24 protein-coding genes and 1 pseudogene are annotated in these 23,149 nt (G+C 53.7%); 8 read left to right on the forward strand and 17 right to left on the reverse strand.

Annotated elements, in window-relative coordinates:
* The first annotated feature begins 490 nt into the window (after positions 1-490).
* Together RBB76_RS06915 and RBB76_RS06920 are read left to right on the forward strand one after the other, a co-directional pair.
* Positions 491-1,120: a GlxA family transcriptional regulator gene (locus tag RBB76_RS06915; RefSeq protein ID WP_429628148.1), complete on the forward strand. Its 630-nt coding sequence runs from the start codon at positions 491-493 to the stop codon at positions 1,118-1,120.
* A gap of 47 nt (positions 1,121-1,167) precedes the next feature.
* Complete coding sequence (locus RBB76_RS06920) at positions 1,168-2,259, forward strand: NAD-dependent epimerase/dehydratase family protein (protein WP_429628147.1); 1,092 nt, start codon at positions 1,168-1,170, stop codon at positions 2,257-2,259.
* A gap of 96 nt (positions 2,260-2,355) precedes the next feature.
* On the opposite strand, the gene RBB76_RS06925 is transcribed toward RBB76_RS06920, so the two are convergent.
* The 10 genes from RBB76_RS06925 to RBB76_RS06970 form a co-directional block, all read right to left on the reverse strand.
* Complete coding sequence (locus tag RBB76_RS06925) at positions 2,356-3,285, reverse strand: sigma-70 family RNA polymerase sigma factor (RefSeq protein ID WP_429628146.1); 930 nt, start codon at positions 3,283-3,285, stop codon at positions 2,356-2,358.
* A gap of 49 nt (positions 3,286-3,334) precedes the next feature.
* A complete protein-coding gene (locus tag RBB76_RS06930; protein WP_429628145.1) occupies positions 3,335-4,093 on the reverse strand; it encodes an SDR family oxidoreductase in 759 nt (252 codons plus the stop codon).
* A 106-nt stretch (positions 4,094-4,199) separates the two neighbouring features.
* A complete protein-coding gene (locus RBB76_RS06935; protein ID WP_429628144.1) occupies positions 4,200-4,508 on the reverse strand; it encodes a hypothetical protein in 309 nt (102 codons plus the stop codon).
* Between the two features lie 9 nt (positions 4,509-4,517).
* Positions 4,518-5,303 carry a hypothetical protein gene (locus RBB76_RS06940; RefSeq protein WP_429628143.1) on the reverse strand — a complete coding sequence of 262 codons (786 nt, stop codon included), beginning with the start codon at positions 5,301-5,303 and terminating at the stop codon, positions 4,518-4,520.
* The gene (locus tag RBB76_RS06945; RefSeq protein ID WP_429628142.1) at positions 5,300-6,097 is read right to left on the reverse strand and encodes an SDR family oxidoreductase; all 798 of its coding nucleotides are present in this window, start codon (positions 6,095-6,097) and stop codon (positions 5,300-5,302) included. The genes RBB76_RS06940 and RBB76_RS06945 overlap by 4 nt, the downstream gene beginning before the upstream one ends.
* A gap of 1,595 nt (positions 6,098-7,692) precedes the next feature.
* The gene (locus tag RBB76_RS06950; protein ID WP_429628141.1) at positions 7,693-8,037 is read right to left on the reverse strand and encodes a hypothetical protein; all 345 of its coding nucleotides are present in this window, start codon (positions 8,035-8,037) and stop codon (positions 7,693-7,695) included.
* Positions 8,038-8,406: 369 nt separating this feature from the next.
* Positions 8,407-10,077, reverse strand: a complete 1,671-nt coding sequence (locus RBB76_RS06955) for a hypothetical protein (protein ID WP_429628140.1) — start codon at positions 10,075-10,077, stop codon at positions 8,407-8,409.
* Positions 10,078-10,143: 66 nt separating this feature from the next.
* Positions 10,144-11,160 carry a phosphate/phosphite/phosphonate ABC transporter substrate-binding protein gene (locus RBB76_RS06960; protein WP_429628139.1) on the reverse strand — a complete coding sequence of 339 codons (1,017 nt, stop codon included), beginning with the start codon at positions 11,158-11,160 and terminating at the stop codon, positions 10,144-10,146.
* Between the two features lie 72 nt (positions 11,161-11,232).
* Positions 11,233-12,306: a hypothetical protein gene (locus RBB76_RS06965; protein ID WP_433963534.1), complete on the reverse strand. Its 1,074-nt coding sequence runs from the start codon at positions 12,304-12,306 to the stop codon at positions 11,233-11,235.
* The gene (locus RBB76_RS06970; protein ID WP_429628138.1) at positions 12,303-13,445 is read right to left on the reverse strand and encodes a cache domain-containing protein; all 1,143 of its coding nucleotides are present in this window, start codon (positions 13,443-13,445) and stop codon (positions 12,303-12,305) included. Before RBB76_RS06970 ends, RBB76_RS06965 begins: the two co-directional genes overlap by 4 nt.
* 782 nt (positions 13,446-14,227) lie before the next feature.
* On the opposite strand from RBB76_RS06970, the gene RBB76_RS06975 reads away from it, so the two are divergent.
* A complete protein-coding gene (locus RBB76_RS06975; protein WP_429628137.1) occupies positions 14,228-14,428 on the forward strand; it encodes a hypothetical protein in 201 nt (66 codons plus the stop codon).
* Between the two features lie 555 nt (positions 14,429-14,983).
* Here RBB76_RS06975 and RBB76_RS06980 read toward each other — a convergent pair.
* Entirely contained in the window at positions 14,984-15,613 is a 630-nt protein-coding gene (locus RBB76_RS06980; RefSeq protein ID WP_429628136.1) for a TetR/AcrR family transcriptional regulator, read from the reverse strand.
* Between the two features lie 88 nt (positions 15,614-15,701).
* Here RBB76_RS06980 and RBB76_RS06985 point away from each other — a divergent pair, with 88 nt between their 5' ends.
* Both RBB76_RS06985 and RBB76_RS06990 read left to right on the forward strand, forming a co-directional pair.
* Positions 15,702-16,403 carry an antibiotic biosynthesis monooxygenase family protein gene (locus RBB76_RS06985; RefSeq protein ID WP_429628135.1) on the forward strand — a complete coding sequence of 234 codons (702 nt, stop codon included), beginning with the start codon at positions 15,702-15,704 and terminating at the stop codon, positions 16,401-16,403.
* Positions 16,404-16,577: 174 nt separating this feature from the next.
* Positions 16,578-17,429, forward strand: a complete 852-nt coding sequence (locus RBB76_RS06990; protein WP_429628134.1) for a CPBP family intramembrane glutamic endopeptidase — start codon at positions 16,578-16,580, stop codon at positions 17,427-17,429.
* Positions 17,430-17,631: 202 nt separating this feature from the next.
* On the opposite strand, the gene RBB76_RS06995 is transcribed toward RBB76_RS06990, so the two are convergent.
* The gene (locus RBB76_RS06995) at positions 17,632-17,928 is read right to left on the reverse strand and encodes a YciI family protein (RefSeq protein WP_433963561.1); all 297 of its coding nucleotides are present in this window, start codon (positions 17,926-17,928) and stop codon (positions 17,632-17,634) included.
* 528 nt (positions 17,929-18,456) lie between these two features.
* On the opposite strand from RBB76_RS06995, the gene RBB76_RS07000 reads away from it, so the two are divergent.
* From RBB76_RS07000 to RBB76_RS07010, 3 genes are all read left to right on the forward strand, one after another.
* Entirely contained in the window at positions 18,457-18,768 is a 312-nt protein-coding gene (locus tag RBB76_RS07000; protein WP_429628133.1) for a hypothetical protein, read from the forward strand.
* A gap of 62 nt (positions 18,769-18,830) precedes the next feature.
* Positions 18,831-19,415, forward strand: a complete 585-nt coding sequence (locus RBB76_RS07005; RefSeq protein WP_429628132.1) for a methyltransferase family protein — start codon at positions 18,831-18,833, stop codon at positions 19,413-19,415.
* Positions 19,416-19,441: 26 nt separating this feature from the next.
* Complete coding sequence (locus RBB76_RS07010; RefSeq protein WP_429628131.1) at positions 19,442-19,996, forward strand: MarR family winged helix-turn-helix transcriptional regulator; 555 nt, start codon at positions 19,442-19,444, stop codon at positions 19,994-19,996.
* Between the two features lie 308 nt (positions 19,997-20,304).
* On the opposite strand, the gene RBB76_RS07015 is transcribed toward RBB76_RS07010, so the two are convergent.
* The 5 genes and pseudogenes from RBB76_RS07015 to RBB76_RS07035 all read right to left on the reverse strand — a co-directional run bounded on the left by RBB76_RS07015 (position 20,305) and on the right by RBB76_RS07035 (position 23,089).
* A complete protein-coding gene (locus RBB76_RS07015; RefSeq protein ID WP_429628919.1) occupies positions 20,305-20,739 on the reverse strand; it encodes a hypothetical protein in 435 nt (144 codons plus the stop codon).
* A 43-nt stretch (positions 20,740-20,782) separates the two neighbouring features.
* Positions 20,783-21,328: pseudogene (locus RBB76_RS07020) on the reverse strand (CPBP family intramembrane glutamic endopeptidase); the annotation flags it as partial.
* Positions 21,329-21,792: 464 nt separating this feature from the next.
* Complete coding sequence (locus tag RBB76_RS07025) at positions 21,793-22,320, reverse strand: hypothetical protein (protein WP_429628130.1); 528 nt, start codon at positions 22,318-22,320, stop codon at positions 21,793-21,795.
* 198 nt (positions 22,321-22,518) lie between these two features.
* Positions 22,519-22,749: a hypothetical protein gene (locus tag RBB76_RS07030; protein ID WP_433963535.1), complete on the reverse strand. Its 231-nt coding sequence runs from the start codon at positions 22,747-22,749 to the stop codon at positions 22,519-22,521.
* Positions 22,691-23,089, reverse strand: a complete 399-nt coding sequence (locus RBB76_RS07035) for a hypothetical protein (RefSeq protein ID WP_429628918.1) — start codon at positions 23,087-23,089, stop codon at positions 22,691-22,693. Before RBB76_RS07035 ends, RBB76_RS07030 begins: the two co-directional genes overlap by 59 nt.
* Positions 23,090-23,149: the final 60 nt, after the last annotated feature.

The following is a 23,149-nucleotide window of genomic DNA, read 5'->3' on the forward strand; positions in this document are numbered from 1 at the left end:
CTAATTATGCCGAACAAAGTGGCGCTCAATGCAGTAAGGGCAACTCTGGCAGCAGCCATGCGGCATAGTCCGGCATTCGACATTGTGGCTCCTATGCCGGATGCGGCATAGGAGCCACACGCAGTCCTTCATCTTCGCCGCAGTCAATCCGGCCCCCCAGCGCCCATCGGATAGCTCAGGTAGATTCGCGAAGGGACACTTCGTCACCTTGAGACCTTTGATCTCGTCAAATACCTTCCGTCGTTTAGCCGGTACAAACCCTGCCCGTACCCTGGCGGCGTAAATAAGTTCTTTATCCCGGTAGAAGCCGACTATGATAGCGTCGATCCCGTGACTTCCGGGCCTGTATCCACCAATCACGAACTCCTGACCAAGGTGAATACGATGCTTCGCCCAGAGTCCGGTTCGTTTACCGGGCTGATTACGCCATCGACGCGCTTCGCGACCACGCCCTCCAGACCATGACTTTTAACCATACGGAGCTGGTCTCTTGGATGGCCGGCGTGTCACAACCCACTGGGCGTTTGCGCGCGACGTAGCTCATCAGTTTCCTGCGCTCCGGGTTAATGCTAATGCCCTGTTCCTGAAGGATGGACAGTTCTACACGTCCGCGGGGGTTACGGCCGGGATCGATCTGTCTCTGGCGCTAATCGAAGAGGACTTTGGACAGACCGTAGCGCTCGCAGTTGCGCGCGAGCTCGTCGTCCATATGAAGCGTTCCGGAGGACAGGAACAATACTCCGAGCCGTTGCGGTTTCAGTTCGCTGCGACGGATAGCACGACGGAAGTTGCCGCGTATATACAGGCGCATCTGGATCGTGACCTTTCGGTGCCGGCCCTTGCGAAGATTTCTCATCTTTCCGAGCGCCAGTTCAGCCGTCGGTTCAAGTCCGTCTTCCAAACGTCGCCGGCAGCTTTTGTTGAGGCTGTCAGGTTGGATGAGTCGCGAGCACGCCTGTGCGAAACGGACTGTAGTATCAATCAGCTCGCGAGCTCAGTCGGATTTGCCAGCGACGATGCCTTCCGCAGGGCATTTGAAAGACGCTTCGGCATTCCTCCGTCCGACTACCGCGCTCGATTCGGGTATGAAACGAGAACGTCAATGAGGATCGACCCCTGACCCGACGCTTTTATACAAATGAGTATTGCGACTGAGCACCCGCAGATATGCAGGTGCTAGTCCCCGTAGTTGCGGCTCTTGCCGGCAGTCAACAACTTAACCAGTCAGACCTGAATCCTCCCCCCACCCCGCATAATCTATCAAGATGGAATATAAGCGAGAGGAGGCATACGATAAAAAACGCGACGCGAACTGCCCTCGTAGTGGGCGCCACGAAAGGCATCGGAGCCGAAACAGCGAGCGCGCTCGCCCACCATGGATGGAACATCCGCGCGCTTGCTAGAAACGGATGCCCCAAGGACTCCGCTGACTCGTATGAGTGGTTCAAGGGAGATGCCCTTGACCGCGATTCCATAGTGATGGCCGCTCAGGGCGTTGACGCCATCGTGCACGCTGTCAATCCTGCCGGATATCGCAAATGGGCAAAGCTTGTTCTGCCGATGGTCGAGAACACCATCGCCGCGGCCCAGGCCAGCGGCGCCCGCGTCCTGCTGCCAGGGACGATTTATAACTTCGGTGCAGACGCATTCCCTAAACTCCGCGAAGACTCACCGCAACAGGCGGAAACGCACAAAGGAAAAATCCGGATTGCTCTTGAACAGAAGCTCGAAGCAGCTGGGCGGGAAGGCGTGCGTACTCTCATTGTGCGTTTCGGCGACTTCTTTGGGCCGAAGACCGGCAATAGCTGGTTCTCCCAGGCACTTGTTAAACCAAACCGGCCCGTGACAAGCGTCCTTTATCCAGGAGCAAGAGGTATCGGTCATGCTTGGTGTTACCTGCCGGACGCTGGAGAGACATTCGCTCAGTTGATGGACCGCGCAGAGGAACTTGCGGCATTCGAGAGCTTCCATTTTCAGGGGCATTGGGATGAAGATGGCACCCAAATGATAGCGGCTATCCGCCAAGCTTGTGACAATCAAGATATTCCCGTGAAAGCATTACCGTGGTGGCTCCTCCGGCTAGCGTCTCCGTTCAACGAAACCATGCGCGAACTGTATGCAACTCGGCCACTGTGGGTGACGCCTATCCAACTGGACAACACGAAGTTGTTGCACTTTCTCGGTAAGGAACCTCATACACCGTTGCTGGGGGCCGTGGAGACTACACTGCGCGGTCTGAAGTGCACTGCTTTGGAATGAAGTTGAAATAACCATCGCATTACGCTCCCTTACTCCGCGGCGGCGGATGCTCCGCGACGCTGCAATAGAGAACCCAGACCTTACTTGTCGGATCGATCAGTGAGCATCTGTGGCAGAGCGATTGTCTGGCGCCCAAATCAACTCTGCGTCTGACGCGACATACCGAACGTATCGGTAGTCCCTGATAAATATGATCCGCCCATCGCGCCACTCGAGCCACATGAAGTAGCTGGGCTTGGTCGCGGTTCGGCCTTCAAAGACAGCGATCACCTCTCGGTTTTCAAGCCAAGCGGGAGCGAGCCATACACCATCGATCTTCGCGTAGATAGTGAAGAACCGACCGACGTCCGCGGCGCCGACGCGAAGAGGATAGGTTGATTGATTAAGCTTTACGTCGTCGGCCAAGAGCGCGCGCAAACCATTCCAGTTCCTCTGGTTGAAGAGTGTGACATAACGAGCGACTGCATCGGACGAAGGCGGTACAGCCGATGCCCCGTCAGTTTTCGCATTTATCTCTCGAAGGCGCGCACGCCCCCTTGCCAAATGGCTTTTAACGGCGTCAACCGTGAGATTGAGCAATGCAGCGATCTCCACTAGCGACTCATCGAGCACATCTTTCAAGATAATGACGCTCCGCTGAAGGGTGGGGAGTTCCACAAAACGCGAGACTGCGGTCTTGACTGCTTCCTGGCGCATGAGCATCTCCTCGGGGTCAGGGCTAGCCGGGTCGGCTAGGTCCCAGGCGGCATCGATCGGCTCGGCCATTCGCAGCGCCCGGGCCCGAAGCAGATCGATGGCACGATTGTGGGCGATCCGAAATAGCCAGGGGCGAAGCGCCGGTGGCTCTTCAAGGTCTTCGAACGCGACGAAAGCCCGCGTGAGTGTATCTTGCACAACATCCTCACCGTCGATGACCGATCCCATAAGGCGCGCGCAATAGCGATGAAGCTCGGGCCGCAGTTCCTCCGCCAGCGAGAGGAGTCTCGCTCTGTGGTCATCTTGCGATAAGAGAGGTCCCGAACTCAAGCCATCGCTCCATTACTCATTGTGTTATCTACGCCTCGTCCGAGGGGTTTTATGGCCCCACTCCTTCGAGAATTGTGATTCCAGTATCGCCCTTGAGTCCGAAAGCCAGACCTTCGACATACTTTGGATCGTTGAGCACGGAAACCACCATTTCTCCGAAGTCCTGGGGCGGCAGCGGCTTGCCGGCACGTGCCAGATACTCTTCAATCCTAACTCCTAAGGCACGCGCGTACGCATTGGCTCCGGCATCGCCCACACCTGTGCCACTGACCATTTGCATCGGCACGATGGCCTGAAAACGGATCCCGAGGTTCCACTGCTTTGAAATGCCGTCGGCGTATTTCGCCATCAACCAAAGCATTCGCTTGGCCCCCGCATAGCCTCCCGAAAGTGGCGAACCGTTCTGGGCTGCGCCGCTCGATCCCAACAAAACGCGACTTCCAGGCACTAATGGCAGAGTAAGCGCGGCTTGCACCCAGTAGAGGCCACCCTTAACATCGGTCTCCCAGGGAGCAGTGAAGTCTTCCCAACTGATCCTGTCTAACCGATCCATGCGCGGCTTCGTGCCGGCGTTCAATGCCAGAATGTCCGGTCGAACCTCAGCCAGGATTTGGCGCGCGGCATTCTGATTGGTGATATCGGCAGTAATGGTTGCGACACCCAACCGCGTATGGACAGATTCCAGAGCATCAACGTCGCGAGCAACGACCGTCACCTTGGCGCCGTGCGCAACCAGAGCCTCGACTAGCCCCAGGCCTAGCCCCTTACTTCCGCCAGTAACAATGACTTGCTTATCTCGAACGCTCATCAGTTCTCCTCGTGTCTAGCTGTAATTAATGCGCTTGATGACTAACACATCGGCAAGGAGTCGATTAGCGTCGCCACGGACTACGCAATCGCTCCAGGCAAAGACCCTAGTCGTCCAGGCTCCCCAAGCCCAGATTGATGATCGTTCCGGTCAACCCGCTCGCCTCGTCAGAAGCTGCGAAGGCTGCGATGTTGGCCATCTCGTGAGTGACGAGAGTCGTCGCGCGTGTGTCCTGCCTGCAATCGCCTCGCGGAACTGCTCCCACGAGATTCCCCGTGCTTTGGCAAGAAGCCCCGTAGACTTCTTTGATCGTGCCTGACTCCGGCATCCCAAGCGGACGGAGACCAACTACTCGAATGCCGTGAGGCGCGAACTCAGAGGATAGACCTCTCGTGAGCGACTCCACTGCGCTCATCGCCGGATGTCAGTGGTCATCAGGATGAGCCTCGGTGCCGTCCGACCACTTGGCAACCGGAATCAGAAACGTGGTCATTCGCTCGTCGGTGTTAGTAAATGCCATTGCTACCGGGGAGCCTGGCAATCCTGCGCCCCAAGCTGCGGAGTCCAGTAGTGGAACGAAAAACATCAGGTGGGGATGCCAGTGCCCGACATGATCGCTCAAGTACCCTTGTTTTGACATCATGTAGCACATCGCGCCGGGTTCTATCGCGGGCAACTCGTTCTTGTCGACGGCGGCTCTGATGTTTTCGAAGACCTGGGCTTTGGAACGTCCGGCCAAGATTAACTCGGTTTTCTTGAAGGTGCGGGGAAGGTAGAATCGCACCGCTGGCGTGTTGAGGCAGAGTGGTGCCTGGAGCTTGGGATTCCAAAATTCAGGATCATCGCTTTCGACGGTCCATGATCGTTCCACAATGCATACGAAGCCGTTTTTGCCTTTGACCGCGGTTTCGTATCCATGTCGTCCGAGGACCAAGATCTCGGCGTCGCGCGAGATGGACTCCGGTGCGGCACTGCGCGCCAGGGCTGTCTCGGAGACCCGATCAGCGATGAGGTATTGGTCGAGAGGGGCCATGCTCGGATATGGCGCTTTGACGTCCTGTGCTTCCGCTTGCTGCTGGCCGACACTTGGAGGCGAGGAACTTTCGGCAAGAGCCATCTCGCTGTTCGGAGGCGTTGGCGATGGAAGGACTCTTTGGGCGGCGAGAGCCTGGCTCAAAAAAACTACGAGAAGAGTGACAATGCCTTTCATTTTGAACGACCTCCTGCAAGGACGCGGTCTTCGATCGGCACTAATTTCTTGGCCGCCTTCCAGAGCTGCCTATTGATGAAACCGGGAGCGACGCGCCGCATGAACGCCAGCTGTCTGGATTGTCCCGGCCGGATCTCGAGAACACCAGTTTTGAGCGACGCAAAGGTGAGTTTCACGAGCTTGTCTGTGGTAATCATGGTTATGCCGTCGCCCTCCGGAAGGTCTGCGGTCATATCTGTCTTCACTGCAGGCGGCATGATTTCGATCACCTCTACTCCAGAATCCTCCAATTGAAACCGGAGCGATTGGGTGTAGGAATGAATCGCCGCCTTAGTGGCACAGTAGATCGGTATGCACGGTAGCGGAACAAACGCGAGGCCCGAGGAAACATTGATCAAGGTGCCCTTATTGGCGGTGAGTAGATCGATGAACGCGGAGGTTGTTCGAATTACACCGCCGACATTGATGTTCATCTCATTCATGAGTCCTATCAGGTCGTCGGTGGACGCCTGCAGGTTTCTATAGACGCTGATACCGGCATTGTTCATCAACACGTCGAGCTTAGGGAAGTCCACCTTCACGCGCGCCGCCAGCATAGCAATTTGCATAGGATCCGCGACGTCGCTCTGGATCGTGTGCAATTTGGGGTGGCGCGCCTTCACTTCGTCAAGAGCCGATTGGCGGCGACCGGTCACGATGACTTTGTTGCCGAGCTCGACAAACGTGAGGGCGAACGCGAGCCCGATCCCGGCAGAGCCGCCGGTAATCAAGATGGTGCGATTTTTCAGATTCATGATATTCCTCTCGTCATCAATGTTTCCAGCCCCCTATGGCGGGATTCGCCAGTGCGCCGAAACGATCTTGTCCCCGATCGTCATGCGCTCCACTACCCGACCAGCGTTACGTATTTATAAAACGGCTGAGGTCCCCAAAAGGAGTCACTCAATGTTGGGGGCTCGATCGAAGCGTCTTATCGAGAGCGAAAAACCTGGGGTAAAAACGGAAGCAAAATAAAGATGACAAGAACCGCCGCACCAGCGGTCTTAAAATTTGCGGCCGTGCTGATTGGAGCAATCGAGTTGAGTAGGGGAGCCTCAATCGGTCTCAGTCGAATTCCCGGTGTCAAAGAAGTGATTTAGTGTCCGTGAGCATCTATGTAGCCATTGGCGGCTGACGCCTGTGCCTTAGATGATTCATCGCTGTTAAACCTCGGAGTTGCCAACAACGCTCTCGCGACCAGGGCAGTCGTTATAGAGGTTATTCAGGAACCCATTTCTCGCGACCCGGTCTCATTTGTGGCCTGCGCACTAGAAGCAGTAGAAAACCCGCTCCTATTCCGCGCTCGGATGGTCCGCTTTCTTCTGTTCGCCGGCTGTGCAGGACTTGCCGACATGGATAATAGAACTGAAGGACATTGAGGACCTCTAATTCGCAGCGCCTGTCGTATCAAAGGGTTGCTATAACTTGCTTGTTGACAAACAAGTGAATTTACCATACAAGAAATGTTGCTGCAAAGCTTAAATGTCCTCATCGCTACAAAGTAGTAATGTCCAAACTCAATAGTAGTCGTAGTGCGGTGGGAATGTGGTAATCGCCGCACTTGCGATTTCCAAGGGCTGTGGGAAAGAGAGGGAAACGGCTTCATGTTTTCCTCTCTTTCCATCAGACCGTCATTTCCACCGCTGCTTTTTTGGAAAAATGGTTGAACATCAATCTCAAAAGCCTTTTGTAACCCAGAATACTAGTGGGAGCCTCACAAGCGGCCGCGAGTGACTCGACGATTTCACATGAATCGAGTTCGCGGTTGATTCACCTGTTTCCTAGAGTATGTGCATGGTCTCCAATTCTTACGGCGACAACGGGCGAAACTCATCGATCGTGACCAACTCACCCGCCACATAAGCTCACACAGCCATCACCGGATGCCGTCCATAGAGCCAATCTTAGTATGGGTGCTTTCGACCACCTCCTGCAAAGTCGGTTGTCGGCAATCTCGGACGATCAGACCGGCTCGGCGGGTCGAAGTTTCCCAGAACCCCGTTTTCAAAGCATAGCGGATCATTAGACGACTCAACCGATAGACGGGGTAGAGCGAGGCAGCTTGCACCATCGGCTCAGAATTTGTTGCACAATGAACTACGGAGCCGAATCGGGAGCACTCAGTGTATGCAACACCGCCGCCCTTATCGAATCTGACCCGTTATAGCTTCCTCCACGTTGGCTCTGTGGAGACTTGCTCCCCGAAGACGTTCCGGGAATCGCTTGGAACTTATCGAAGGTGCAGTAAAGAATCATCGATCTATCGAGTGGCTGGTGAAGTTAGAGTAAACAGCCGGATGATGTGGGGCGCTCTGGGACGAATGTTCGCAAAGTCAGTATTCCCGGATACCTAACTTAGATACTTGCCGGCGTTATAGACGACGGATTCCAACGATTCTTGCCATCTGCGATCGATGGCGCCGTCGACCTTCAGACGGCTGATACCGCTTTTCTTCCAGTTTTCCTCGATTGTTGGCGAGTAAATGCTCAGCTCGAATACCGACATAGTCTTTTGCGCCCGCACGGGCAACATGCGAATGTGTTCATTATGTAGCTCCTCTTTGATCCAGTTGACCAGAGCACGAATCTCATACTCAGTGCCCACAGGGATGGGTACCAGCTCAAGAAGCCCTAAAGCTTGAGCTCCTTTGTCTCTGATAGCTTGAAGTCGTTGCAAAATTTCCGCGCGCGTCATAGTCATCTCTGGGACTGAGAGAAGGGAACTGTTCCCGCAATCATACCCGAGGTTGACAAAGGCTCAGTCACGTAAAGCCCTTCGTCCGGACAAATTCGACCCAGTTGTAACGCCTCAGAGTGCACCGCGTGCTTGATAGCCCCGGTCTTTACCAATGTTTCTTTAGGAAATCCAGAAACTCGTCTAGACCAATTTAGCTCAAAGCTGAACGGACCCCCAACCCGAAATCGTAACTTCTCTTTCTGACCGGCTCCTTTCGCTTGCGGCTCTGAACTCATTAGCGCGTTTCCGAGGATCTATTCCGCTTCCTCTAACTCGCTTTCACCGGCTCGGTGGGGACCTAAATTCGACGCGATCAGGATGAGTCATTTATTTAGACTGTGCGCAGTCCTTGCATGGCCAAACTTTCCAAGCTTGATAACGATTGCCATTGTCAATACCCATGTCGCGAAGCTTGTCATCCGCTTTGGCCGCAGTTTCGCGATCGCCACTAAGATTCGCCGCTTCGCTCAATCCAATCAGCGATGCGGCACGGTTCGGACATCGTATCAACGCCACCTGAAATGCACGCATGGCGTTGACTGGCCGCCCAAGGCGCAAGTACATCTCACCCAGCAACTCCTCGGATGGCTTCACCGGCACGGGCGGCCCGTAGCCGATCGGCAATTTATCTTCTTCCGCAGCAGCATCGATCAAGCGATTGACAGCTTCAATGTCGTTGCCTTCAGCCAGCGATTGCATAGCCTGCAATTCACCCTGCATGATCTTGGCGGGAGAAATACTGGTGATATAGAAGCTGGTAAAAAACGAGACATCGTGATGCATATCGTGGCCCTTGAGTTCTTCGCTGGCCTTCTGCCTGTCCGCGACCAAATCGCCGATCTGCTTGATCGTTGGTTGCATGTCGGTATGATTTTCGCGCAGTGACGCAAGTCCGCTCGCAAAGAGATCGCTGGTCGGTGCCGTCAGCTCTATACCGTCTAAATCGAGCGACATGTTTACTTCCTTCCAGTTCTGTGCATCCACGACATATGAAGCTCTCATCATGGCTAGATACCACTTCACCATCGGGCTGGGATTCAGAGCGTAGATCTTCTCCATAGTTCTCAAACAATTTAGCGCTTGAGCAAGTTGACCTTGTTGAAGATGGCCGTATTGCAACCATAGCAGTGTGTGAAGACCGTGGATGTCATACTCGCCGGGTTTAACTGTGCCTTGAATCATCAGGTTTTCACTGGCGACCCACGATCGTTCGTTCGCGTAGACGAATCTCTTCCAAAGGCCGAGATCAAGATAGATATGTGACGGCATATGTAAAGCGTGGGCTGAATCGCCGGCGACCTCTTCGTACCGGTCCGCTGCGGTCACCCCAAGTCCAGCGTATTTGGGATCATCGTAACAATGCACCAGATAATGCAAGACTCCCGGGTGAGTAGGATTCCGCGCGTATACCTGTTCCAGTACGTCCGATGCCTTCATCGTGAGGAGAAAGCTACGGCCCTCGTCCGATTCCTCCCCCAGGAGTGCCAGCCCGTAAAAACTGGCCACTTCATCGTCCTTTGGATACTGCGCATAGAGACGTCCCATGGCATCAGCGTAAGCGGTATCCCGACGAGCCTTGTCGCCATTCCCATATAGCAATCGTATGGCATCAATAAATCCCTTTTCTCTCGTGCTCATCATCGTTGTAGGTGCTTTGTCGAGCTCCGTCAGGACATCCTGTGCGGTTTGCATATCCTGCTCACCCCACAACGGATGGTTGTAAGACATCGCAAGACCCCAATACGCCATGTCGAAACTGGGTTGCATTTTGATCGCATTCCGAAAAGTCAGAACGGCGTCATCATACTGAAAGTTGTGCAGCATTTTTACACCGGCGAGGAAGAGCGCTTCGGCCTGCGGTGATGCTGCTGTGGGAAAGACGATGGGAGTAGGTTTTGCCCTGGCAGATTCGCGAGCGTCCTGGCAAAGAGCCATCCCGCTATACAGCAATAGCGCAATACACGCATAGAAAAGCGTAACGAGACGCTGACTGTTCATGCATAACCTCCAGAGAGAGCATTTACAACCAACTAGCGAGATAACGATGTCGCTTCAATCAAAGACTTACTTCAACGTGGGGTAACCCTTGTTTCGCGCTAAATCCTCCAGCTGATGCACGCGATCTACGTATTCCTGCTTGTCTATCACGGCAAAGCCCGTGAGCTTCATCGTCGCAAGCGCTTCGCGCAACGCTTCGTCATCGGGATGCTCGACAAGGTCCTTGATTGCCGTACGCATCATTTGCAAAGTGGCGTCGTCCGTTTGCGTGCTGGTGATCATCGGAAGACCGGGTGCAGCTGGCGTCACGGCCAGAATGCGCGTCTTTGATGCGAGGTCCGGGTAGTTGCGTCGGATCAGGTCATAACTCACGTCATCTATGGATGCTACGTCGATTTGGTCTGCAGCGATCATCCGCACGCTTTTGAGATGCCCGTCAGTGACCGTCACCGAAGAGAACACGCCCTGCCTCAAGACGTCTTCCGGGAAAGTCTCCGCCACGGCAGCGCGGAAGAGATTCATCCCGCTATTTGAAGTCCAGTCGTTGACGCCCGCCCTTTTTCCCTTCAAATCTGCCAATGTTTTGTAAGGGGTGGCCGAATTAACAACGATCACACTGCGATATTCGCCGGCGGGCAGATTACTGTTTGTCGCATAAATCGGCGTGCCTACGATTTTTACGCCCTTGTCCATCAGCGTGTGCACGTAGGGATAGCCGCACGCTTGCGATAGCAGAAGGTCCGGCTGTTCCCACTGGTCTATCAGTTCTCCGCTCGTACGAGCCAGCGAAACAGGTCCGCTTATGCCTTCAGACTTTAGTTTCGCCTGCAGATGACTCCAGAAGATGTCATCAGCTTTTTTCACCGATTCCGATACTTCGTACATGGGTAAAGAAGCCGTCGCGGTGGGGTCTTCTTTCGCCTGTGTGCAGGTCGTATTCACGGCGAGGGCGATGCAAGTTAACATTGCGTTAAGCGCCACCCTGTGAAAGCGGAAAGGCGGCACTTTAAGTGCCGTTATATTGCGTTTAGGCGTCGCTTCGTAGGGTTCAAGCGAACGCGCTGAAGATCGTTTAACGTCCATGTGGCCATCCTCCTGTTGATAATTCAGGTGCACAAAGCTCGTAGCAGGGGCCCTAAGTCATGTGGTGTCGTATCAGGAAAACGTCCGCCGCAACATAGGTGCCAAGATAGTGCCCGCTAGCAGCACTAGAAAGAGGGCCGCAGGTATCCAGTTCAGTTGCACCCTCAATTCCTCAAGTAGATGCTTGTCTTTGAGCAGTTTTAAGGTGGTGTTATAGATGGTGATGCTCAACAGCAACATTACGACCAGGAAGCCGTAAGCGAACCAAAACATTCGTGACACAATGTTGTCGGTAAGTACGACTTCGGGCAGGCTCGTTCCAACCGAAAACTGAAGCGCGATCGTAGCCAGTGCAGCGCCGCTAAGCATCGTCGCCTTCTGGAAAACATCATCAACTCGTATAACCAAAATAAGTAGTGGTGCGAGCATGATGAAGAGATAGGGAAGAAAGATCTGTGGCGCGTACTGTAGAGTGTTTCGTCTGACAATAAGATGGATGCTTAGATGTTCATAGCTTGCTCCATCCCATCCAGCACTCGTGTAGTGATTGCCAGCCAATCCGAGCAGCAACCACTGTGCCAAATCAACCGTTCGACTAATCGTTGAAGACGCTTTCTCGTCTGCACCATACAGAAGCATCAACTTCGTGCGATCGTAACGATCGGAGGCGATGTCGATAGGAAAAGACTGCTGGTCGAAAGGGAAGTCCGAATAATCGCTATGGATCGAAAAACCGCCATCAAGAGTGCGGATCTCAGTGACTGTGCCATCCGGCTGTACTACGACACCCACTTCAGGCGTTCCTGTCGTATTAACTAGATTGGTAATGACGAGGCGAGGATTCCAATGTTGTTCGAGAAATAAGGTCGCGTCCTGATTTGCATAAATTAATCGATCGACACCTTCTCTGATGGGATCGAAAGCGAGGCGCGGATCCTGCCAGACCTCCCGCAACTGGATGGTCGCAGCCATGATATTGAGGTTTTCTCTAATTCCTTGGATGTCAAGAACTGAAAGCGACATTGCAACGGGAAGTGGTTGCGGCGCCTTATCTGGTATATGTGTAAGATCACTTGCCACACACGTGAATACGCATTGCATCCATAGCAGTCCAATAGATAAAGTCAAACAGAAAAAGCGCGTCATAGGTCACCCGACGGGACGCCGGAAGCAGACCGCAATTTACGACGTATTTTCTCCGCCACTTCATAAAGATCGCCTACTTCATCCATTCGGCCGTGCCCGGCAACTGGTGTATCAGTTTTGCCTCCGGCAAGATCGCGAAGTTTTTCGTTCAGGTCGTTTATCGGGCGCAACAAAAGGCTATTGAAAACGATGGTCACTGCGCCTAACGTGAGAATAAAGCCGGATAGCAACCGCATGGCGGTGAACAGCATCTCGTTTACAAATGTTGTGTTCAAATTGGAGAAGTTGCGCACGCTGACGATAAAGCCAATCTGACGGCCGCTATAGTCCATCAGTGGCATGGTGAGAATGCCGTATTCTGTGCCGTTGATGGTTCTATACGTAGTGCGCATGTCGCTCGTTGGCGCAATTACGTCTGGCGTGATGGCGTTACTAGTCAGACTCCAATCAGTGGAGTAAGCAGCACGTTTGCCATCAAGAAGCTCATCTCGCGCAGGGATGTATTCCACGTCGTTCTGGCGCGCTTTTTCCCACAGATCTTCATTGATAAACGCGGCTAACTGAGAGTCGCTCAGCGTGCTGATGTGTTTGAGCAGTTCCTGAAAGTCCCCCGCGTACTCGACGACGCCAATTAAACTCGAATCATCCTTTACTGGTACAACTCCACGAACTGCCAACCCGGCCGGCCCGAGTTCTAAGCCACGCTGGCTTACACCGTGAACTGTTGCCGAGACGATCATTTGTCGGGTAGATCGAAAGTCCTTGATGGGCATGCTGGGGTTCTCGACAAACAAAAGCGCTTCGGCAGGCGGTGTAAAGAATTGCAAAATGCTTGCTCCGTAAATGCTTCGCATTCGTTCGAACATCCGCTGCGTACCGTGCAACAGTGCCGCGCGATCACCAGCACGCATAGCTTGGGCAAGCCAAGATTGATCCGAGATAATTTCAGCTGCTCCAGAGGCAACTAGCTCCCGATCCTGGATTGCGGATGTCGTGATATTTGCGATATTCGTGAGCTCTCTGTCTTTCGTGGCTCTTAGAGAGTGACGCTGCGTCGCAATCGCAAGGACAAACGTCAGCCCAAAGATGGTTGCGAGGACGAGCGAGTTGATCAACATGACACGTCGACGCAAAGACATGAATGCTCCTCACACGAAAACTAACTTGTTCTTAGGCGCGTCACCTCGTCAACGCATTCTGTGGATCTACTGGAGAAATAGAGAGGCATATCGCCAGTAACATTTGCAGCACGCAGTGCACTTTCCCAAAAGAAATGTGGCCTAGCTTCGTCGTTCTTTTGTCTAGATACTCGTGTCGCCGCTTCAACCATTTGTTGCGTGCACCTGAAACTGTGCTTAGTGAGAAACGCAGTGGGGCCTCCAGTTCCGACCCAATTACTGAGGCGCGGATCGCTGACGCATCGGATTCCGCGCCGCACAATTTGACTAGGTTTGGACGAACTTTAATTGAACGCAGGCAGCGCAATTTGCAAGAGTCTGTGAGACGAGGGCGACAGGCGTTCAGTCAGCAGTATCGATCGTACTCAACTTTGCACGTCCAGGTCTGACGGTCAGTAGCGTGGTAAATTTCGCATTAACCGGAATCCGTGTCAAGGAGTTCCACATAAAAATCTTCTATCTTGCCTATCGTGGAAAAGCCCTGGGTTACTTGAGGGTCGCTTTCATGACTGGTACTACCTAGTGCGATGGATGCAAACAGCAGTGGGCGCATATGCACTCATGCGAAAGGCCAACGCCGCGGTCATCGAAAAGTTCGCCTTGCTGCCTCTGTCTCCTCGAAACGATAGGCTTTGCCACTGAATCTAAAGGATCTAAGTCACCCTTTGCAAATTCGTCTGGAGAGCAAAAGAATCCGGACCCTATCGTCCGGATGCACTCCTCGAACTGTGATAACAGAGGGGATGAACAAGGCCGGTCTCGAGCGTGATGCGTTAGGCTCCGAAGGTATCGACGCGCTTGAAGCGCGGGAGGCAAGGAGACAGGCGCTGAAGAGGCTTACCACTTCGATGATGCGGCGGCCACTCAACAAAAAGCAGGAACAACACCTGACCGTCGGTCTGGATCTGGGCGACAGGTCGAGCTTTTATTGCGTTGCTCGATGAGGCAGGTGACGTCCTGATGGAGCAGAGGTTGGGTACGCCGCCCAAGGCGATAAAAGGGATCTTCGGAGCGATGCCTCGGAGCCGTTACCGCACTGGAAACCGGCACGCATTCGCCGTGGGTAAGCCGGTTGCTTAGCGAACTCGGTCATGAGGCGATCGTGGCGCACGCGCGCAGCGTGCGACTGATCGGGAGAGCAGGCGCAAGGATGATCGCGCAAAAAGGCGGTCGATGAAGTAGGGGACTGCCGCGAAAAGGCTTCCCACAGCCAGAAATAGGAAATAGAAGATACCTGGAATAGGAATCATTCCGCGGTACGTAATCCCTCGCATTATGGTAAGAACCACGAGATGAACGCGAGGCCTCGCCACAAAGGTTGGGTGCGCACGAACCGAAGAAGGCAAGCTGGTGCAATCCATGCAGCCACAGCAATTGTGTCTCTACCATCCGCGAACAGTAACGAGATGGCGGCGGCCAAGAACCACCACCAGGAGTTTGAAGACGCCTGCGAGGGCCACTCTAAACCCACATGTCTCAGACTTCGCTCGGAAGTCGATTCAACCCACACCATTCGTTTTGCGCTCCTTACGCTGGGGATGCATTAGGCCTGATACCGAAGCATCGATGATTTGCGAGATCAGTCTTTGACGAGGCACCCATGGGAAAAGCGGCTTCTGAATCAACAGAGATGTGATGCCATGAGCGGATGCCCAAAGAGATTGCGCCATCAAATCCAGATCGCCCTTCGGAAAATGGCCTGCGTCAATGCATTTACGAATTCTTCCCTTTAACGCTTCGTAGGTAACGTTGGGAACCCTAAGGCGCTTGCTATCGGGGCTCTGAAGAACGAAGGCGAATTGATAATGGTCGGGATTTTCGAGACCGAACGTCACATACGCCCAAAGTCCCCGCTTGAGACGGTCGATCGGATCTTCGCCTAGGAGATCCGGAACGCTGGAAGATGCTTGCATGAGCGCGGCGAGACTTTCTTGAACTAGACAGTCAAAAACCTCGGCTTTGCTCGCGAAGTGTTTGTAGATGGCAGACGGAACGCAGCCGACCAACTCCGCCAGCCGCCGCATTGAAAATCCGCCATATCCCTCATGCACGAACTCATTTCGTGCATGGCGCAGAATCTCGTTCCTAATTTCTAGCTTGAACTTCTTGCGAAATGTGGTTAATGCCATGGTGAACGCTATTCACTTTAGCGATCTATGTTCCATTTGTCAACGCCGCAAACCAGCAAATACTGCAGTCAAGAAATGAGGATTGGTCATGAATCGTCGTTGCGTATTGAGAGCTCTTACTTCCGGCCTGGCGCTCGCGTCATCACAGAATCTGCTTCCCAAGGGTTCCTCTCAGACCAACCAAGGCTCACCGGGTCTTCTATCTGTTCAGCGGGGAAGTCAAATTGCCATTTCAATATTCCGCAGCGAACAATCCGTCCAGTCTTTCGTCATTAAGTCTCTTGCTGCCCGTTTTGGGAGGATTCCAGGGAAGGGGGGATCGGCGGCGCTGCTCGCCAGCACTGACGGTACCCGCGCAATTGTTTACAAGAGCGGACCTCCGGGTCCGGAAAACGCCGCGATAGATGAAGAACCGAGAATCGCTACAAACTATGAAACCCACGAATACGAGATGATCTATCTAAGTCAAAAGAGCAATGGTAAAGAGCTCTCGATCACTACAAGCGCGAGTCCCATCACGTTGATCAATGCCTTTTCGACATCCCGTGATCGTCAGCAACAGTTGGTGGAAACGTGGATCAGGAATGCGCCGGATGCAGAGGCCTTCCCAGGGTTTGAGGCAGCCGCTCTTCACTGCAGCTCCCATGGGACAAGTGTCGTCAATTTTGCGCAGTGGCAAAGTCAGGAAGACTGGATGACGATGGCCAAGGCCCTTTCGAATACGTTTCGAGAGAAGAACCCACTCGGACAGGCGGATCCACACTTGTATCGGGCGGTCTGCATTGCCTGATCAACGGGAAACTCGCCACTCAATCTCACGGAGGCGCTTTACGGAACTTTCAAAGGCTCTAAGTCGTACCGACCAATACTTCGAGGCAACACCCGCCACCATCGGATATCTGTAGTTTTCGAAGCACAGCCACTTATCAGAGCATTTGGTTTGACGCGACACACCAGGATGAAAATGAATTCAACAGGGACGGACATTTCAGGACGCCGCGACAATTTTGTTCGACGTGATCCCGTCGCGACTTTCTTTCTTCTAACGTTCGCGATCTCCTGGACAGGAGCGCTTGCGGTACTCGCCCCCAAGCTTCTTCGTGGCGAGGCGGTACCGAAGCTTTTCGGACTGCTTATTTTTCCTATCTTGCTCCTCGGGCCCCTTATCGCCGGCACCGTGCTCACTTGGCTAGTCGGAGGCCGAGTTGGTCTGCTGGATCTCTTGCTGAGAATGCGCCGTGTGCGAATTCATGTTGGCTGGTATGCCACTCTTCTGATTCCACCACTGCTAGTTCTCTCCACCCTGTGGTCTTTCAAGACAGCTGTCTCGCCGAGCTTCGCTTCCAACCTCTTCCTTCACGGCCTGCTATTCGGGCTCGTGGCCGGATTTATCGAAGAGATCGGTTGGACGGGCTTTGCATTCCCGATGATGCTCCGCAAGCATAGTGCCATGTGGAGCGCCCTTTCCCTTGGTCTAATCTGGGGGATCTGGCACATCCCGGCTGTGGACTATCTAGGAACTGCGACGCCGCATGGCTCATTCTGGTTTGATTACTTCCTAGCATTTACCGCAGCCATGATGGCAATCCGAGTGCTTATCGCTTGGCTCTATCAAAACACGCAAAGTGTTTTACTGGCGCAAATGATGCATGCAAGCTCCACGGCCTCTCTTGTAGTTCTAAGCCCCGCCCGGGTGAGCGCCAGTCAGGAAGCGCTTTGGTACGGTGCTTATGCGCTTGTATTGTGGATAGTTGTCGCAGTCGTCATCAAGGTGTCGGGAATGGACCTAAGACGCCGATCAGCCTTGCAAATCTAATCGATCTGTTTCGTCCTTCGCATGCATGGCCACGTTGGTCGAGAAGTTGGCGACTAGAAATATAATTTGTCAGACTTGAGAGGGCCTATCTCGGTAAAGATAGAAGCGTCCCAATAAAGTGCCCGAGCCGTCAAAATAAAGCAGCTCCGACTTATTCGCTTCCTCGACCCGTGATGTGGCCCAGACCGTGTCTGTGCTTGGATCAGGCCTGATGCCCAGGATAGGAAGCAACACGTAGCGGCTCTCGGCAACAAAATCCGAAGTAATGCCGGATCTTGCGATACTCACAATCTCCCATCGATTGAGACTGCTCAAATAGAACACATCCCGTCTGGAGTCGTAAGCCAGCCCTTCCGGCACGCTTCCGGATTGCCGCCGACATTTTGGAGTTTGCACAACCCTTCGCCAATTCCAAAGCTTGGCTCAGATCTGTGGCGTCGATCACCATGTAGCCACTAACAATGTCTTTCGCCTCCGTATAGGGTCCGTCGGTGATGATCTTCTGGCTCCCCTCGCGACGCCTCCGACAGTCGTCTTTGACGGTGTTCGCTTAGAAAAGCATGTGCCAGCGAATTGCCGGGTCCTTGATGTGGCCGTTCGCGCCAAGCGCTTTGAACCAGGCGAACCATTTTCCCATGGTTCTTTGCATCTGTTCGGGCGACGCTGTCGTGGAAATGCGAGGTCTGCGCCCGGGCGACACTGCCGATGGATAAGGCCGTGATCAAACCGAGCAAACAGCCACGGTTGAGCGCCTTAGCCGAATCGGACCGCAGATTGGCGAAAGCCTCTTTCCACCTCAAGACTCTAGATATCTTGACGAGCATCGGAGTTCTCCTGTTCTAGTAGAGCTTGGCCTTTCAAGCACAAGCCCCTCCCGCTCTATAACGTTTGGCAAACGCAGCAGCCGGCATGCTGTTTCGCGGAACCGACTCAAGACTTAAGTTGTGGAGGTTACTGCGTCGCAAGGGAAGGAAGCCTATTCCCTTTTGTTGTCAAAGTGCTGAAGGCCGCACCACCCAAGAAACAAATGACGGATCAATCTAACGGCGAAGTCGGCGACGGCTCCCAATCTTTGCAGGAGCTTGCACCGCGTTTACTCCATCCGGCGCTCGATCAGTGGATACTAGGGTCGCTGGAAGATCTCCTCTTGGAGGCGATGAGTAGTAATCGCGAAGTCGAGGGTTCCGAACCCATAATGCATATCGAGAGCGGCGATGGCTGCGGTATCTTACTTAATAACAATGTCTTCTCTTCATTGCGCCCCAGTCAAATTGGCAACGTTAAGGCTACGCATTTACGCCGGAAAGAGTCTGGACTTGACATTTATGTCAATCATTGAATAAATAGTCGCATACGACGCGTCGGACACGACGAGTATAAATCTGACCTGAAGGCAAGAATATGAACATCTTTACAGTTGGGCAAGCCGTTCACTGGACGACCGACCTCTGGCTGGCACTCTCTGCCGTATGGCTCGGATCGTTGCCATTCGTAAAAACAACCATCCTGAGACAGTCACAGCCGTCGGTAATCAAGCATACGGCTCTCCTCATCGTCGGGCTGTACTTGCTTTTCGGCTCACTCGCGTCGCCAGAATGGCTCAGCCGGCCCTTGTTTGCAGTCACTCTGCCGATCGCATTCGCTGGGCTCTTTGTCGTAGTCTGCGGAGTCGGCTTCAGCATCTGGGCGCGGCTAATTCTCGGAGAGAACTGGAGTGGCATCGCCACAATCAAACAAGACCACTCGTTGATTGTGAGAGGGCCGTACCGCGCGGTTCGTCATCCCATCTACACCGGCATGCTGCTTGCGTTGTTTGGGACTGCGTTGCAGCATGGACTCATTCGCAGCTTCCTCGGCGTCTTTATATGCTCTATTGGCTTTTGGATGAAGGTATCAGTGGAAGAGCATTTCATGGTCCAACGCTTCGGCAATGACTATCGTCGCTACCGTATGCAAGTGAGTGCCCTTGTGCCCTTTGTCTTTTAGATTTCGCTTGTGCCACGGTGTTAACAATGAAAAAAAGCGGTGCAATCAAGGTAGGTGCGGTTCGCAGTGGAGTGGGGACTCGGCAGGAGAAGACATCTTCCACTGCCGAGCTTCATCTACTCGCGCAGAAAACTGAACGACAGCTAAGGGTCATACAGCGGCAGATGCGACAACGTCTGAGGGCAGAGTTTGCCCGCGGAGATTTGACTGGGCCGCAACGCCTGGTAATGTCCGCATTAGTCCGCTCCGAGGGCCTCAGTCTGAAACAACTGAGCACAGACGTCAGTCTGGCGCACAGTACCGTTTCTGGTATCGTCGACAGGCTCGTGAAGCAAGGCATGATCAAACGTCAGGCGCATTCTACCGACCGCCGGGTAACGGTTTTGGTCGTTTCGCAACCTGTTCGAGAATTCCTTGATACGCAAATGGCGACACTTGCGCTTCACCCCTTGCTGGAGGCTCTGTCCACAGCTTCACCAGAAGAACTGAATTCCATGTCTAATGGTCTCGACACCCTTGTCCGGCTTCTATCTCGCACCTCGCCCGAGGAGGAAGAGGAAACCAGTCTTCCTTGCGCGTGAGATCGCCGCTCTACAGGGCACCGTTGGCGGTCGTTCGCATGAAGTCATAGGCGTACAGGTTGGCACAGACAGCGGTCGATGGGTCCGCTCGGACGCGATGAATCAAATTGAATCGTCGGTGGTGAGACAGCAGGTCGTGTCCATCGTGGACAACAACTAGGCCCGATAAGGGCAGGCAATATGGCACCGGCCTCGGATGTACATCGACAGTCAGAGAAGCGGCAGCGGTCGACGGGATGGCGGCGACTTCCTGCCCAAGCTTACTGGACAAGAGCGTGAAACACATCGTGCTCAGATCCACGGATGGATCAAAGGGTGGTGAACGGCTGAAAGACATCGGTTGCGCCAGATAGCGGTAGAGCAAGGTCGCCGACGATCGCCAGCGCCAGTGACGTGCCGTTTTGATTGACTTCGCGTTCGATCTCCAAGCTCCCGTGCCGATCAAGGACAGCGAGTCGAAGGGCGATCAGCTGATAGGATTCCGCACCGTGGTTTCGCATGAGCAGGTTCACGTTCACCATCCGCTGCTGTCCCCTGATCTCGATGTACGGTGTGACGGGGAGGGCGGAAACTTCAAGCGTACTCGGCGAAGCCTTGTCTGAAGTGGCTTCGGCAGCCTGCAGACAGAACGACAGGATAGCGATCAGACAAAGCGAACCGAACGAGGTGACACCTCTCAACGGCCCCCCGCATAACGTGATGGGCAAGGAACGTGAGAGGGCCGAGTGCATCACCGAGAGCATGAGCAATCATTCCAGGCACCAGCGTTCTGCGTGTGACGGCAGTAAGCGTCAGGACGATGCCCAACAGAAACACGGAAAGCAGCCCCGACGGGCCTTGGTACAGGTGTGCAAGTGTGAAGAAGCCAAGCTGGAGCAACGCACCTGTCCAAACACTTCGAGTCAGTTTAGTGAATCGCCGCTGAAGGTACCCTCTGAAGACGTACTCTTCGACGAACCCGGCACTGATCGCAGTAAACAGAAACAGGATTGCTTGACGGTCGTTCGAAATGGTGAAGAACTGAGTGCTACGGGATTGAAGGTGCTGGTGAGAGATGACCGCGTTCCAGCCTATACCGACAAAACGTAGCTCTACGAAGGTCACGATGGCTGCGAGGGCAGTGGCACCTGGCTGCGATGAGGCGGTAGAGGTCCCTATTAAGTTGTCTTCGCCTTCATTTCGCGATGCCCAAGCTGTCAGCCCAAAGAGAAGCCAGAGGAAGCATAATACAAGAACGCAGAAGCGAACGAGGTTGCTCGGATGGGAGACTACAGAGTCTGACGCGCGAAACGCATCTTCAAAGTGCGTCAAGAATGCAGAGAAGACCAGCATGACGCCGCCGACGATCCCCAGACAAGCGTACTTTTCGGATCGGGCGTGCACCCTATCAAGTAGATATCGGCACAAACTTGGCCTCCTTGCACAAAGTGCGGCGGCAACATCGTTACTTCATACGAACCGTAAGCGTAGACTAACCCCTGCCCCTTTGATACAGAGCGAAGTGGTTCCTGTCGTTAGCACAAGGTCTTGAACGGATGCCGACTCGCTGCGACCAGCTTGCGGCCTTTATCGTCCGTAAGCTCAACCAGGTGAACGCCGCGCGAACTAGCCGCAACGATGACCTCGTATAGGCCGCCGTGCGGATCAACAAACGAGCGAGCTCGCTCATCGTCGCTCGGCCGTCTCGGACTGCGTCCAACCAACCCGCTAAGCCTCATAGCCTGATGACTATGGCTGACAACCGCATTTCGCGTACATCGTCCGCAATGGGAAAACTCAAGCTCTACGGACAGAAGTCACTTAGTTTTGGTCTCCTTTCCTCTTGCCATGACCACCCAATTCACCCTGTCAAATGAAAACTCTCTCCGATATTCGATTTCAGTCGGAGATTTGAACACGTTAACGACATGGAAATAAATCGCGTGGCCACCATCAACAATTACCCAGGGATAGGTCCAAGTGTTGTCGCGGATCTCTAAAGTCCCAGACGAGGCAGCACTTCCGTCCAGAGGAACCTGGTAACTGGTGTAAATTTGCTTTGTGGCGTCGAACGTAAACACCAAGAGCAACTTGGAGTCGCCGTCGACATATTGATTACAGGCATAGTAGCTTCCGCTATGCCAACAGTCATTTCTCAGATACTTTTCTTCGTGAGAGACGGTCGAATACTTTGTTGCAACATTGTCGATCACAAGCTTCCAAGAGCCTTCATAAGCCTGCAATACCGTTACGTCTCCCGTCACTTTCTGTGGGAGAGACTGAGGAGTAACAACCATTTGACACATAAGTACAAGTATCACGCTTGGCAGCGACCACCGTTTCATTCTTTTCCCCCCTTGGTATCGAAAGTACGAGCCATTGCGAACTCACTCATACAACGGTTCTCCAGCCACAGTTAGCGTTCTGAAATGGACGTCATGTCGAGCGATTCCTTCCGGCACTCTTCTCGGAATCTATGAGTTCTGAGGAGCCGATCTTTTTCGAGGCTCATCCTGGAACAGATTGAATGGCCTGAGGCGGCCTCAATCTTTTGCCATGGAGAATATAAGGCCAATTGCCTGTTGGGCGCGCCGCTCGCGAAAGTCGCCGGCCAACTCTCCGGCTAAAGTCCTCACGCTCACTGTCGAACCGCGGTGTTTGGTAATTCGAATCAGGGCCGCCTGTTCGGTCCTTTCGCTGGTCCCCCCGCAAGCATCAACTACTACAAATGTCCGGTAGCCCAAATCCACTCCGGTCAACGCAGGCAATTGCACAGCTAGCTCTGTGGCGACACCGGCGAAGGATCGTCCCTCGACCGGACTTCTGGATTGTCTCCGCTATGGTCTTATTCAGGAACGAATCCGCCGTTTTGCGTGTGTGAGTCGGCACCTTTCCGTAGCCCTCTTCTATCTCGGGCATGATCTTGGGGCTGCCATCTTCAGCGACGGCCGTCACAATCACAGGAAGATCAAATAATTTGGCGAGCTTGCCCAACGCGAGTACGCCCTTCTTCAGCTTCGCTGGCTTCACGGTGAGCGGAAGATTTGCAATTCCCCTCTGGAGCTCGGCGAACAGCACGAGAGTGTCATTTGAGATAATTCGGAAAGATGTCATGCGCGAACTCCTTATGAGATGGTTACATGCTTCCAGTTGTAGGAATTCGGATATACACCT

Origin of the sequence: Tunturiibacter psychrotolerans, from assembly GCF_051013365.1 — a bacterium.
Taxonomy (GTDB): Bacteria; Acidobacteriota; Terriglobia; order Terriglobales; family Acidobacteriaceae; genus Edaphobacter; species Edaphobacter psychrotolerans_A.